This is a genomic window from Hydrogenophaga sp. Root209, from assembly GCF_001428625.1.
GTDB lineage: Bacteria > Pseudomonadota > Gammaproteobacteria > Burkholderiales > Burkholderiaceae_C > Hydrogenophaga.
The window spans coordinates 49,102-61,339 of sequence record NZ_LMIE01000029.1 but is presented as its reverse complement, the minus strand read 5'-3'; the positions used below and the strand labels follow the sequence as shown (position 1 = coordinate 61,339).

Annotated in this window: 14 protein-coding genes; 7 read left to right on the top strand and 7 right to left on the bottom strand. The window is 64.9% G+C overall.

What is annotated here, in order from left to right; all coding sequences use genetic code 11:
• Positions 1-11: 11 nt before the first annotated feature.
• A complete protein-coding gene (locus ASE11_RS13805) occupies positions 12-929 on the bottom strand; it encodes an alpha/beta fold hydrolase (protein WP_056272438.1) in 918 nt (305 codons plus the stop codon).
• A 35-nt stretch (positions 930-964) separates the two neighbouring features.
• Here ASE11_RS13805 and ASE11_RS13800 point away from each other — a divergent pair, with 35 nt between their 5' ends.
• Entirely contained in the window at positions 965-2,707 is a 1,743-nt protein-coding gene (locus ASE11_RS13800; protein ID WP_056272436.1) for an acyl-CoA synthetase, read from the top strand.
• A 57-nt stretch (positions 2,708-2,764) separates the two neighbouring features.
• On the opposite strand, the gene ASE11_RS13795 is transcribed toward ASE11_RS13800, so the two are convergent.
• Positions 2,765-3,436 (bottom strand): OmpA family protein, encoded by a 672-nt coding sequence (locus tag ASE11_RS13795; RefSeq protein WP_056272432.1) that lies wholly within the window; start codon positions 3,434-3,436, stop codon positions 2,765-2,767.
• Between the two features lie 184 nt (positions 3,437-3,620).
• On the opposite strand from ASE11_RS13795, the gene ASE11_RS13790 reads away from it, so the two are divergent.
• The 4 genes from ASE11_RS13790 to ASE11_RS13775 all read left to right on the top strand — a co-directional run bounded on the left by ASE11_RS13790 (position 3,621) and on the right by ASE11_RS13775 (position 6,237).
• A complete protein-coding gene (locus ASE11_RS13790; RefSeq protein ID WP_056272428.1) occupies positions 3,621-4,673 on the top strand; it encodes an aldo/keto reductase in 1,053 nt (350 codons plus the stop codon).
• Positions 4,674-4,681: 8 nt separating this feature from the next.
• A complete protein-coding gene (locus ASE11_RS13785; RefSeq protein WP_056272424.1) occupies positions 4,682-5,173 on the top strand; it encodes an aminoacyl-tRNA deacylase in 492 nt (163 codons plus the stop codon).
• Between the two features lie 78 nt (positions 5,174-5,251).
• Positions 5,252-5,881 (top strand): glycerol-3-phosphate 1-O-acyltransferase PlsY, encoded by a 630-nt coding sequence (gene plsY / locus ASE11_RS13780; protein ID WP_056272420.1) that lies wholly within the window; start codon positions 5,252-5,254, stop codon positions 5,879-5,881.
• Positions 5,878-6,237: a RidA family protein gene (locus ASE11_RS13775; protein WP_056272416.1), complete on the top strand. Its 360-nt coding sequence runs from the start codon at positions 5,878-5,880 to the stop codon at positions 6,235-6,237. Before plsY ends, ASE11_RS13775 begins: the two co-directional genes overlap by 4 nt.
• 90 nt (positions 6,238-6,327) lie before the next feature.
• On the opposite strand, the gene ASE11_RS13770 is transcribed toward ASE11_RS13775, so the two are convergent.
• Entirely contained in the window at positions 6,328-6,936 is a 609-nt protein-coding gene (locus ASE11_RS13770; RefSeq protein ID WP_056274120.1) for a TIGR02281 family clan AA aspartic protease, read from the bottom strand.
• Positions 6,937-6,978: 42 nt separating this feature from the next.
• Complete coding sequence (locus ASE11_RS13765) at positions 6,979-7,464, bottom strand: YajQ family cyclic di-GMP-binding protein (protein ID WP_056272411.1); 486 nt, start codon at positions 7,462-7,464, stop codon at positions 6,979-6,981.
• A 40-nt stretch (positions 7,465-7,504) separates the two neighbouring features.
• Between ASE11_RS13765 and murB the strand changes: the two genes are divergently transcribed.
• Positions 7,505-8,554 carry a UDP-N-acetylmuramate dehydrogenase gene (gene murB, locus ASE11_RS13760; protein ID WP_056272410.1) on the top strand — a complete coding sequence of 350 codons (1,050 nt, stop codon included), beginning with the start codon at positions 7,505-7,507 and terminating at the stop codon, positions 8,552-8,554.
• A gap of 177 nt (positions 8,555-8,731) precedes the next feature.
• Here the strand turns inward: murB and argG are convergent, their stop codons facing one another.
• From argG to ASE11_RS13745, 3 genes are all read right to left on the bottom strand, one after another.
• Positions 8,732-10,063, bottom strand: coding sequence for an argininosuccinate synthase (gene argG / locus ASE11_RS13755; protein WP_056272407.1), 1,332 nt, complete (start codon positions 10,061-10,063; stop codon positions 8,732-8,734).
• Between the two features lie 6 nt (positions 10,064-10,069).
• On the bottom strand, positions 10,070-10,387 hold the full coding sequence (locus ASE11_RS13750; RefSeq protein ID WP_056272403.1) for a pyrimidine/purine nucleoside phosphorylase: 318 nt from the start codon (positions 10,385-10,387) through the stop codon (positions 10,070-10,072).
• A gap of 70 nt (positions 10,388-10,457) precedes the next feature.
• On the bottom strand, positions 10,458-10,802 hold the full coding sequence (locus ASE11_RS13745; protein WP_056272399.1) for an ArsC family reductase: 345 nt from the start codon (positions 10,800-10,802) through the stop codon (positions 10,458-10,460).
• Positions 10,803-10,860: 58 nt separating this feature from the next.
• Between ASE11_RS13745 and folC the strand changes: the two genes are divergently transcribed.
• Positions 10,861-12,210, top strand: coding sequence for a bifunctional tetrahydrofolate synthase/dihydrofolate synthase (folC, locus tag ASE11_RS13740; RefSeq protein WP_200959358.1), 1,350 nt, complete (start codon positions 10,861-10,863; stop codon positions 12,208-12,210).
• The last annotated feature ends 28 nt before the right edge of the window (positions 12,211-12,238 follow it).

Genomic DNA, 12,238 nt, shown 5'->3' with positions numbered 1-12,238 from the left:
GCGCGGACCGGTCAGGGCGCGCTGTTCAGGAACGCTTCGATCAAACGCGCCAGTTCTGCGGGCTGGTCGTGGTGCATCATGTGGCCCGCCTCCTGCACCACGGCGCTTTCCAGCCGCGGCACGGCACGAACGCGTTCCAGGTACTGGGCCAAAGTGAAGGTGCCCTTCCACCACTGCCCCAGGCTGTCGTCACTGGCGGTGACCGACAACACCGGCGCGCTGATGCGCCGGTAGATCTCCAGCGCTTCGTCCAGGCGGTACAGGTGGGCGCTGGTCACCTTGTGCGCCGCGTCGCCCAGAATCTCCCACTCGCCCTGTGCGTTGGGCGCCGCCCATTGTTGGGCCAACCAGTCGGCCTTGTCTTGCACCAGTCTCGGGTTGGTTTTCATGAGTCGACGCGCCACGCCCTCGGCGTCGGGGTAGCTCTTGAGCGCCTTGCCGCCACGTTGAACGCTCTTGATCTCATCCATCCACTGCGCATAGCGGCCGGGCGCCTGCGCGGGCCTCGTCTCGGGCATGCCGAAGCCTTCCAGGTTCACCAGGTGCTCGATGCGGTGGGGCCGAACGCCCGCGTACATCATGGCAATGTTGCCGCCCATGCTGTGGCCCACCAGATCGACCTGGCGCTCGCCGACGTAGTGATCGAGCAGGGCGTCGAGATCGGCCATGTAGTCGGGGAACCAGTAGCTGTCGACTGCCGGTCCTTCGAGCCGGGTGTGGCCGAAGCCGCGCCAGTCGGGCGCGATGATCCAGCGCTCGGTCTGCAGCGCGTCCACCACAAACTGCCACGAAGCCGCCACATCCATCCAGCCATGTACCAGCACCAATGGCGCCACGGTATCGCTGCGCTGACCCCATGTGCGCACGTGGTAGTTCAGATTGCGGACCGGGACGAATTCGCTGCGTGAGGCTCTCAGTGCTTGGTACATTCGTCGGATCATAGAGAACGAGACCGAGACACACCATGCGCCCGAGTCAAGCCAGAGACAAGACAAGCACCCCCATCGACCTGTACGACGCGCTGCACAGCCGCTTTGGCTGGGCGGTGCCCGAACACTTCAACATGGCGCAGATGTGCATGCGGCGCTGGGCGCTGGACCCCAAGCGGTCCAGCGACACGGCCGTGACCGCGTGCGCGCCCCAGCAGAAAGATCGGCGCCACAGCTACGCCGAGCTGCTTGACCAGGCGAACCGATTGTCCAACGCACTGGTCGCGATGGGCGTGCAGCGCGGTGACCGCGTGGCCATCGTGCTGCCGCAGCGTTTCGAGACCGCAGTGGCTTACATGGCGGTGCTGCAAATGGGCGCGGTGGGCATGCCGTTGTCGCAGCTGTTTGGGCCCGAGGCGCTGGAGTTCCGGTTGCAGGACAGCGAAGCGGTCGTGGCCATTTGCGACCAGCCCTCCATGCCCGCGCTCCTGGGTGTGCGTGACGACTGCCCGCTGCTGCGCTGCGTGATCGGGGTGGACGGTGACGGCACGCCCGAAGGCATGCGCGCCGATCTCGACTGGACCGAGCTGCTGGCGCAGGAGCCGGCGGAGTTCACACCGGTCAACACGCTGGCCGACGAGGCCGCCGTGCTCATCTACACCAGCGGCACCACCGGCAATCCCAAGGGCGCGTTGATCCCCCACCGGGCACTCATCGGCAACCTCACCGGTTTCGTGTGCAGCCAGAACTGGTTCGGCTTCGACCCGTTCAATGCCTCGGCGCCTTCCACGGCGGTGTTCTGGTCGCCAGCCGACTGGGCCTGGACCGGAGGCCTCATGGACGCGCTGCTGCCCACGCTGTATTTCGGCCGGCCCATCGTCGCGTTCAACGGACGCTTTGGTCCGCAGACCGCGTTCGAGTTGATCGAGCGCCACGGTGTCACGCACAGCTTTCTGTTTCCCACCGCGCTCAAGGCCATGATGAAGGCCATTCCCACGCCGAAGAAGCACTATCGCTTCAAGCTGGAAGGCCTCATGAGCGCAGGCGAGGCGGTGGGCGACGCGGTGTTTGCGTACTGCCGCGACCAGCTCGGCGTGACCGTGAACGAGATGTTCGGTCAGACCGAGATCAATTACATCGTCGGCAACTGCGCGCGCCTCTACCCAGCCAGGCCGGGCAGCATGGGCAAGGGCTACCCCGGTCACCGCGTGGCGGTGATCGACGAAGAGGGCAACGAGTGCCCGGTGGGCGTGCCGGGCGATGTGGCGGTGCACCGGCTCGACGTGCATGGCGACCCCGACCCGATCTTTTTCCTGGGCTACTGGAAGAACGAGGCGTCGACCCGGGCCAAGTACACCGGTGACATGTCCAACAGCTGGTGCCGCACGGGCGACATGGCCACGCGCGACGCCGATGGGTACCTCTGGTATCAGGGCCGTGCCGACGATGTGTTCAAGGCCGCGGGTTACCGCATCGGGCCGAGCGAGATCGAGAACTGCCTCGTGAAGCACCCGGCGGTGGCCAATGCGGCGGTGGTGCCCAAACCCGATGCCGAGCGCGGCGCGGTGGTCAAGGCCTATGTGGTGCTGGCGCCCGGCCATGTGGCGGGCGATGAACTGGTGAAGCAACTGCAGGCGCATGTGAAGGGCAAACTCGCGCCTTATGAATACCCGAAAGAGATCGAGTTCATCGACTCGCTTCCCATGACCACCACGGGCAAGGTGCAGCGGCGGGTGTTGCGTTTGCAGGAAGAGGCGCGGGCGTCCTTGCGGGCCTGAGCCGACACCCCAGAAAAAAGCCCGGCGGCTGCCGGGCTTTTCGGGAGGGAGGATGGATCAGCGCGCTGCGGGCTCGGCCACGTAGATTTCCACGCGGCGGTTTTGTGCGCGGCCAGCGGCCGTGCTGTTGTCGGCGATCGGCTCGCGCGAACCGCGGCCGTCGGTGGCGAAGCGGGCTGGCGACACGCCGCGGGCCACGAGGTAGTCGCGCGTGCTGTTGGCGCGGTTGAACGACAGCGGGTTGTTCACCGCATCGCTGCCGGTGCTGTCGGTGTGGCCGACGATGGCAATCGCGGTCACCGGGTTGGCGTTGAGCGTGTTGGCGAACTGGCCGAGCACGCGCTGCAGCGTGGGGCTCACGGTGGAGCTGCCGGTGGCAAAACCCGCGTCGGCCGGCACGTCCAGCTTGAGGCGGTTGTCAGAGGTCTGGCTCACACCGATGCCGGTGCCGGCGGTGGCGGCTTCCATGGCGCGCTTCTGCTCCTGCATCTTGGTCGACCAGATGTAGCCGCCCAAGGCGCCAGCGCCTGCACCGATGACCGCGCCCTTGGCCGCACCCTTGGAGCCGCCGGTGGCAGCACCCAGCAGCACGCCAGCCAGTGCGCCGATGCCGGCACCCTTGGCCGAATCGGTCTGGGTTTCACTCATGTTGGCGCAGCCGCTGAGTGCCATGGCTGCAGCCAGGGCGGTGATGGTCAGACCACGGGTGATGTTTGTAAGTTGATTCATGTTCAATGCTCCACTGGCGTTGTTGATGGATGGAAATGACAAATGGCTTCGGTGCGATGGCGGCTCCATCGTCAAACATCAAGGATGTGTTGATGGTGACTGCAGCGCAACCCGATGCGCTCTAAACTTATACCTTGGCCTATCGCTTTGGCATCACTTCCATCCTGACTTTACAAAAAATTGCATGAAAAATGTTCCATTGGGCGCGAGCGCGCTGCACGTACCACCGATCTGCCTGGGCACCATGACATTTGGTGAACAGGTCGATGAAACCAACGCGCACAACATCCTTGATCGATCGATCGAACGCGGCATCAACTTCCTTGACGCGGCCGAGATGTATTCGGTGCCGGCGCGTGCCGAGACCTGTGGCGCCACAGAAACCATCCTCGGCAACTGGTTCGCCAAGAATGCAAGTCTTCGGGCCAAGGTGGTGCTGGCCACCAAGGTGGCAGGCCCATCGCGCGGCATGCCGTGGATTCGCGGCGAAAACTCGGGCGTGAGCAAGGCGGAAATCATCAAGGCCTGTGAAAACAGCCTGCGCCGTCTTCAAACCGAGACCATCGACCTGTACCAGATTCACTGGCCCGCGCGCAATGTGCCGGCGTTTGGACTGCTGTCCTTCGATCCGTCGAAGGACAAGCCCTGCGCATCGATACTGGAGCAACTGGAGGCGATGGCCGAGCTGGTGAAGGCGGGCAAGGTCAAGGCCATCGGCCTGTCCAACGAATCGCCCTACGGCGTGCACGAGTTCGTGCGCCTGGCCGAGCAGCACGGCTTGCCGCGCGTGGCCACGGTGCAGAACCCGTATTGCCTGATCAACCGCAGTTACGAGAACGGGCTGGACGAAACCTGCCATCGCCTGGGTGTGTCGCTGCTGGCCTATTCGCCGCTGGGCTTCGGCTTGCTCAGTGGCAAGTACGACGAGACCGGTCTGGTGGGCGATGCCGGGCGCATGGCGATTTTTGAATCCATGCGCAAGCAGCGCTGGGGCCGGCCCGAAGCGCTGGACGCGGCACGCCGCTACAACGCCCTGGCGCGCGACCATGGCCTTACGCCTTCGCAGATGGCTCTGGCCTTCTGCTACACCAACTGGCGCGTGGCCAGCACCATCATTGGCGTGACCTCACTGACCCAGCTCGACGAATGCCTGGACGCCTGGGGCACAACACTGTCGCCTGAGCTGCTGACCGAGATCGACAAGATCCGCTGGGAGCGCAGGGATCCCGCGCAGTGAGCTGACGCTTGGCCAAGAAGTCCCACGTCAGTGAAACGCCCGCCACCGCCTGGCTGAAGGCGCACGGCGTGGTGTTCACCGAGTACAGCTACGAATACCTGGAGCACGGTGGCGCGCAGCACAGCGCACAGGTGTTGGGACTTGATCCATTCGCCGTGGTCAAGACCTTGATCATGCAGGACGAGGCTGCCAAGCCGCTGGCGGTGTTGATGCACGGCAACCGCACGGTGTCGACCAAGAACCTGGCACGGCAGATCGGCGCGAAGTCGGTCGAGCCCTGCAAGCCCGAGGTGGCCAACCGCCACAGCGGTTACTTCGTGGGCGGCACGTCGCCGTTTGGTCTGAAGCGCGCCATGCCGGTCTACGTGGAAGCCGCGGTGTTGACGCTGCCGCGCATCTGGATCAACGGCGGGCGTCGCGGGTATCTGGTGGGCATCGATCCGGCCGTGCTCATCGGCCCCCTGGCTGCCAAGCCGGTGGATTGCGCACTGGCAGAATAGCCAGCCCGCCTACCCTGCCTGCTTACCCAGCCTGCTCTTGCCCTTCAGAGCGCGGCCCGAACCACCGAGGAGACTTCGTTGCCATTGCTCTATCCCCTGTTGGCCACTGTGGCTGCTTATCTGATCGGCTCGCTGTCGTTTGCCGTGCTCGTGAGCCGGTCCATGGGCCTGAACGACCCGCGCACCTATGGCAGCAAGAACCCCGGCGCCACCAACGTGCTGCGTTCCGGCAACAAGGCGGCCGCGGCGATCACACTTTTGCTCGATGCGCTCAAGGGCTGGCTGCCGGTGGTGGTGGTGAAGTGGTGGGGCGAGGCCTACGGACTGGGCGACGGCACGGTGGCGCTGGTTGGCCTCGCGGCTTTCCTGGGCCACCTCTACCCGGTGTTCTTCCGCTTCCAGGGCGGCAAGGGCGTGGCCACGGCAGCCGGCGTGATCTTTGGCTTCCAGCCCTGGTTGGGGCTGGCCGCGCTGGCCACCTGGGTGATCATCGCCGCGTTCTTTCGTTACTCCTCGCTGGCGTCCATCGTCACCGCGGTGTTTGCACCGGCGTTTTTTCTGCTGGGTCACCGCGTGGCCTGGAACGCCCCCGGCGCGATGGTGTTGAGTCTCGCGGTCATGGGCCTGCTGCTGGTGTGGCGGCATTCGGAAAACATCAACCGGCTGCTGGCCGGCAAGGAAAGCAAACTGGGGGCGAAGAAGTCATGAGTCAGCACATCACGCGCATCGGCGTGGCCGCTCGCTACAGCGAAGCGGCCGTGTTCAACGGCGTTGTCTACCTCGCGGGCATGGTTCCCGAGCGAGGCGATACCGACATTCGCGGCCAGACGCAGGACGTGCTGGAGCAGGTGCAGCAGCGCTTGCTGGAGGCCGGCAGCGACAAGTCGCGCATCCTGCGAGCGCAGATCTTTCTGGCCGATATTCAGGACATCGGCGTGATGAACGAAGTGTGGGATGCCTGGGTGGTGCCGGGCACCGCACCGCCACGGGCAACGGTGCAAGCAGCGCTGGCGAACGCCGCGTGGCGCATTGAAATCGTCGTCACCGGCGCGCAGAAAGTTTGATCCAGAAACACCGCGGAACTGGCTCCGCCAGGCCGCTGGTGTTGCCCCCTTGAGGGGGTGGCGCGAAGCGCCGCGGGGGTGTCTCCCTTGTTAATACCGACGGTCGAGCGTGAGCTGGTCGTTGGTGCGCTGCATCTGGAAGCGCGAGAGAAAGCTGTTGCCCAGCAGCACGAAGGCCATCGGTTGAGGCAGCACGATGGCGGTCACGTCAAACACCTGCGCTTCGCCAATGCGCACCGAATCCAGGCGCACCTGATAGCCGACGACCCCGCCGTTGGCCGTGCTCACATTCACTTTTCGGCCCTGCTCGTACTTGAGGTTGATGCGCTTGGCGTCCGATTCGCTCAGGATCACCTGCGTGGCGCCCGTGTCCACCATGAACTGGACCTGCCTGCCGTTGATCTGGCCGGGGGGCATGAAGTGCCCTTGGGCGTCGGCGGTGAGCACGACGCGTTTCCCACCAGCGTCGGTCTTCGCTTGGCCCAGGCTGACCGGCGCGTCGCCCACGCGCAGGGTCTGGCGCTGGCCATTGATTTCGATCACAGCCGTCTCGCCCTGCATGCTCAGCAGCTTCACGCCCTGATGCGCCTGGCCCGGGCTCAGGAAGCGCGGCGCTGCCGCGTCGATGGTGACAAGGGCCTTGCCGCCCGCCACGCCCGAGAGCGCTACCTGCTGAGCAACGGCCGGACCGGCCAGCATCGCCAGCGCGGACAGCGTTGAAGCGACGAAGCGCACAAGACCTCAGTCGCGAAAATTGTTGAAAGAGAGCGGCAGGTCTTTTAGCTCGGACTTGATCAGCGCCATGGCGGCTTGCAGGTCGTCACGCTTTGCCCCCGTCACACGCACCGCGTCACCCTGGATGGCGCCCTGCACCTTGAGCTTGCTGCCTTTGATGGCTTGCTGGATCTTCTTGCCGTCTTCGGTGCTGACGCCGTTGCGCACCTTCACCACCTGCTTGACCTTGTCGCCACCGACCTTCTCGACCTTGCCCACATCGAGGAAACGTGCGTCCACGCCGCGTTTGGTCAGTTTGCTGCGCAGCACGTCGTCAATTTGCTGGAGCTGGAAATCAGCGTCGCCGTGCAGGATGATTTCCTTGTCCTTGAGCTCGATGGCCGCGCTCGTGCCCTTGAAATCAAAGCGGGTTCCGATTTCGCGCGCAACCTGATCGACCGCATTTTTCACTTCCACGAAATCGGCTTCAAGAACGGTGTCAAAAGAGGGCATGCTGGAGGTCTTGCAAAAAGGTGAATGAGAGAATTGAAGAATGGTAGTCGAGAACAACGTGGCGCTCCAGCCATATAACACTTTTGGCATCGTTGCCCGGGCGCAGCGCCTGGTGCGCGTTCGCTCGACGGACGACGTGCTGGCGCTGCTGGCCGATCAGGATGTGCGCGCCGGCTCGGGCGCGCCGGCTTTCGTGCTGGGTGGCGGCAGCAACCTGGTGATCACGGGCGACATCAAGCAGTTGGTGATCAAGGTCGAAATCACCGGGCGGCGCCTGGTGGAGGAAACCGCCAAGGGTTGGGTGGTGGAGGCCGGTGCGGGTGAAGACTGGCACGAGTTCGTGCGCTGGACGCTGGAGCAGGGGTACCCCGGGCTGGAAAACCTGGCGCTGATTCCGGGCACGGTGGGCGCCTCGCCGGTGCAGAACATCGGGGCCTACGGCGTGGAGTTGCAAGACCGCTTCAATGCGCTGGACGCCATCGACCTGCAGACGGGCCAGAGTTTCACGCTCAACGCGGCGCAATGTGGTTTTGGCTACCGGGATTCGGTGTTCAAGCACACGCCAGCGGGCGCCAAGGGTCTGGGTCTGGCAGGCCGCGCGCTCATCACGCACGTGCGTTTCTGGCTGCCCAAGCCGTGGAAGCCGGTGCTGGGCTATGCCGATCTGGACCGCAAGATGGCAGATACCGGCATTTCCTCACCGAACGCGCAGCAGATCTTCGATTGGGTCTGCGCGATCCGCCGCGCCAAGCTGCCGGACCCGGCGGTGATCGGCAACGCGGGCAGTTTTTTCAAGAACCCGACGGTGACCACCGAGCAGTGTGCCGACATCATTGCGCGCGAACCCAAGGTGGTTCACTACCCGATGGCCGATGGCAGCATCAAGTTGGCCGCCGGCTGGTTGATCGACGCCTGTGGCTGGAAGGGCAAGGGCGTGGGCAATGCGGGGGTGTACGAGCGGCAGGCGCTGGTGCTGGTGAACCGGGGGGGCGCCACTGGTGGCGAGGTGATGACGCTGGCCAAGGCGATCCAGACCAGTGTGTATGAGCGGTTCGGGATCTTGCTGGAGACTGAGCCCGTTGTTGTTTGACCTGTTTGCGTTGCGTTCGCGCGCCTGCGTTTCCTCGTTGCCCGATGGCGCGCGGCCGCCGACTCCGCGAATGTCCTCCGGGTCGGCTGCGCCGCCCCTCCCCCTTGATTTCGCTGCGCAGAGCGCCACAGCGCATCGATCCCGCGAGGTACATGCCAGAAATGGCAGCGAGAGAAGTTACTCCCCCTCAAGCTTCAACATGCTGGCCCCATCCCCCAACGACAGCAGCCCGGCCTTGGCATAAATGCCCAGCTTGGCGCGCGTGTCGGTGATGTCCAGGTTGCGCATGGTCAGCTGGCCGATGCGGTCCAGTGGCGTGAACGGCGCGTCTTCCACCTTCTCCATGCTCAGGCGTTCCGGCGCATACGTGAGGTTCGCGCTTTCGGTGTTCATGATGGAGTAGTCGTTGCCGCGACGCAGCTCGATGGTGACCTCGCCGGTGATGGCGCGCGCCACCCAGCGCTGGGCCGTCTCGCGCAGCATGATGGACTGCGGGTCGAACCAGCGGCCCTGATAGAGCAGGCGGCCGAGCTTCAGACCATTCACGCGGTACTGCTCGATCGTGTCTTCGTTGTGGATGCCGGTCACCAGACGCTCGTAGGCGATGTGCAGCAGCGCCAGGCCGGGGGCTTCGTAGATGCCGCGGCTCTTGGCTTCGATGATGCGGTTCTCGATCTGGTCGCTCATGCCCAGACCGTGGCGGCCACCGATTTGATTGGCCTTGAGGATCAGGTCGACCGGGCTCGCGAAGGTCTCGCCGTTGAGCGCGACCGGTTGGCCTTCTTCAAAGCGCACCGTCACCGTCTCGCGCTTGACCGCGACCTCGTCTTTCCAGAACGCCACGCCCATGATGGGGTTGACGATGGCGATGCCGCTGTTGAGGTGTTCGAGGTCCTTCGCTTCGTGCGTGGCGCCGAGCATGTTGCTGTCGGTGCTGTAGGCCTTCTCGGCGCTCATCTTGTAGCCAAAGCCATTGGCCGTCATGAAGGCGCTCATCTCGGCGCGACCACCGAGTTCGTCGATGAACAACTGGTCCAGCCAGGGTTTGTAGATCTTCAGGCTGGGGTTGGTCAGCAGACCGTAGCGGTAGAAGCGCTCGATGTCGTTGCCCTTGTAGGTGCTGCCGTCGCCCCAGATGTTGACGTCGTCTTCCTTCATCGCAGCCACCAGCATGGTGCCGGTGACGGCGCGGCCCAGCGGGGTGGTGTTGAAGTAGGTCACGCCCGCGGTGCTGATGTGGAAGGCGCCGCACTGCAGCGCGGCAATGCCCTCATGCGCGAGCTGGGTGCGGCAGTCGATCAGGCGCGCCTGCTCGGCGCCGTACTGCATGGCCTTGCGCGGGATCTCGTCGTAGTCCGGCTCGTCGGGCTGGCCGAGGTTGGCGGTGTAGGCGTAGGGGATCGCGCCCTTTTGTTTCATCCACAGCAGCGCTGCCGAGGTGTCGAGGCCGCCGGAGAAGGCGATGCCGACTTTTTGCTGCGTGGGGAGGTTTTGAAGAATGGTGGCCATGAGGGTTCAGCCGAAGTGGCAGATGTAGTGGTAGGGCTCGGTCACGCGGATGTCGAAGCTGCTGTTGCCAGCCACGCTGAACTTCTCGCCCGGGCCGGACTTGAGCCAGACATCGGTGCCGGCCAGCTTGTATTCACAACCGCCGGCCACGCACTCCATGATTTCCGGAGCGCCAGTGTTGAAGGTGAGCGTGGCGGGCAGCACCACGCCGACCGATTTTTTCGTGCCGTCGGCGAAGGTGATGCCATGGCTGATGCACTTGCCGTCGAAGTACACGCTGGCCTGGGTGTTGACGGTCACGCCGTCGAATTGGGTGGTGCTCATGGTGCTGGGGGGTGAAGTCGAAAAACGAAACCGCGATTTTAGGCCGCGGGGGTGGGGCGGCCGTCGGGGATCAGAGGCGCGCTTGCCAGACTGCAGCGTCAAACCCCACGGTGATGCCGTCGGCCCACTGCACCACCGGGCGTTTGATCACGCTCGGATTCGCCAACGCCACGGCCCGAGCGCTGGCTGCATTGGTCACGCCGGCCCGCACGGCTTCGTCGAGCTGGCGCCACGCCGTTCCCTTGCGGTTGATCAGGGTTTCCCAGCCCACCGCAGCCAACCAGCGGTCGAGTTCGGCCTCGGGCACGCCTTGTTTCTTGAAATCGTGGAAGTGGTGTTCCACACCGTGTTCGGTCAGCCAGGAGCGGGCCTTCTTGACGGTGTCGCAGTTGGGGATGCCGTGGAGGGTGATCATGGAAAGGGATTGTCGGTGATGCAGGTGAAGGACTGGTGGCCAATGGGACAATCCAGCGATGCTCAACATCGAACTGCCGCCGCACCCCACCACGTTGCCCGAATGGCTGGCGCATGCCGAACGCCTGCACCCGGTCACCATCGACATGGGGCTGGAGCGCGTGCAGCGCGTGGCGCAGCGCATGGACCTGTCGCTCACCTGCCCGGTGATCACCGTGGCCGGCACCAACGGCAAGGGCAGCACCTGCGCCATGCTGGAGGCGGTGTACACCCAGTCGGGTTACCGCACCGGCGTCTACACCTCGCCGCACCTGGTGCATTTCGAGGAGCGTTGCCGCGTTGCCGGGGAACCGGTGGCCACCGAAGAGCTTCTGCCGGCATTCGCCGAGGTGGAAGTGGCGCGCAAGGGGCAGGGCGGCGACGAAGAAATCAGCCTGAGCTACTTCGAATTCACCACCCTGGCCATCCTGCGCACGCTCTCACGCAGCGGGCTCGACGTGGCGATCCTGGAGGTTGGGCTGGGCGGGCGGCTGGACGCGGTGAACATCATCGACGCCGACTGCGCCGTCATCACCTGCATCGCGCTGGACCACATGGCCTTGCTGGGCAACGACCGCGAGGCCATCGGCTTCGAGAAGGCCGGCATCATGCGCACCGGCCGCCCGGTGGTGGTGAGCGACCCGGTGCCGCCCCAGAGCGTGCTCGACCGCGCCCTGGAGATCGGCGCCGAGCTCTGGCGCATCGGCAAGGACTTCCATTTCGCTGGCGACCAGCAGCAATGGGGCTGGGCCATGCATCCTTCGCACGGCGGTCGGCGTTACGCCGGACTGGCCTACCCGGCGCTGCGCGGTGCCAATCAGCTGGTGAATGCCTCGGGCGTGCTCGGTGCCGTGGAGGCCCTGCGGTCAAAGTTGCCCGTCACGGCCCAGGCCGTGCGCAACGGCCTGGCGCTGGTGGAGTTGCCCGGGCGTTTCCAGATCGTGCCCGGCACGCCCACCCTGGTGCTCGATGTGGCGCACAACCCGCATTCGGTGGCGGCGCTCACTGAAAACCTCGACGCCATGGGTTACTACCCCACCACCCACGCCGTGTTCGGCGCCATGGCCGACAAGGACCTGGACGCCATGATCGAGCGCATCGCTCCGCTGATCGACCGCTGGCACCTGACCGACCTGCCGCTGCCCCGGGCCAGCACCGCCGCAGCCTTGGCCGAGACCCTGAAAGCGCATCCCGCCACCGCCAAAAGCACGGTGGCGGGATGCCACGCCAACCCCATGGAGGCACTGCAGGCGGCGGTGTCCCACGCGGACCCCGCTGATAGAATCGTGGTCTTCGGATCGTTCTTCACCGTGGGGGGTGTTCTGCAGGACGGTGTGCCCCGCTTGTCGGCCAAACACCTGCCTTCCTGACCCCTCCGACCGAGCTTTCACGACCTCT

Excerpts from the sequence above, each read along its gene's own strand:
- ASE11_RS13805 (WP_056272438.1), bottom strand. The coding sequence starts at position 929 with ATGTACCAAGCACTGAGAGCCTCACGCAGCGAATTCGTCCCGGTCCGC.
- ASE11_RS13800 (WP_056272436.1), top strand. The coding sequence starts at position 965 with ATGCGCCCGAGTCAAGCCAGAGACAAGACAAGCACCCCCATCGACCTG.
- ASE11_RS13795 (WP_056272432.1), bottom strand. The coding sequence starts at position 3,436 with ATGAATCAACTTACAAACATCACCCGTGGTCTGACCATCACCGCCCTG.
- ASE11_RS13790 (WP_056272428.1), top strand. The coding sequence starts at position 3,621 with ATGAAAAATGTTCCATTGGGCGCGAGCGCGCTGCACGTACCACCGATC.
- ASE11_RS13775 (WP_056272416.1), top strand. The coding sequence starts at position 5,878 with ATGAGTCAGCACATCACGCGCATCGGCGTGGCCGCTCGCTACAGCGAA.
- ASE11_RS13770 (WP_056274120.1), bottom strand. The coding sequence starts at position 6,936 with ATGCTGGCCGGTCCGGCCGTTGCTCAGCAGGTAGCGCTCTCGGGCGTG.
- ASE11_RS13765 (WP_056272411.1), bottom strand. The coding sequence starts at position 7,464 with ATGCCCTCTTTTGACACCGTTCTTGAAGCCGATTTCGTGGAAGTGAAA.
- murB (WP_056272410.1), top strand. The coding sequence starts at position 7,505 with ATGGTAGTCGAGAACAACGTGGCGCTCCAGCCATATAACACTTTTGGC.
- argG (WP_056272407.1), bottom strand. The coding sequence starts at position 10,063 with ATGGCCACCATTCTTCAAAACCTCCCCACGCAGCAAAAAGTCGGCATC.
- ASE11_RS13750 (WP_056272403.1), bottom strand. The coding sequence starts at position 10,387 with ATGAGCACCACCCAATTCGACGGCGTGACCGTCAACACCCAGGCCAGC.
- ASE11_RS13745 (WP_056272399.1), bottom strand. The coding sequence starts at position 10,802 with ATGATCACCCTCCACGGCATCCCCAACTGCGACACCGTCAAGAAGGCC.
- folC (WP_200959358.1), top strand. The coding sequence starts at position 10,861 with ATGCTCAACATCGAACTGCCGCCGCACCCCACCACGTTGCCCGAATGG.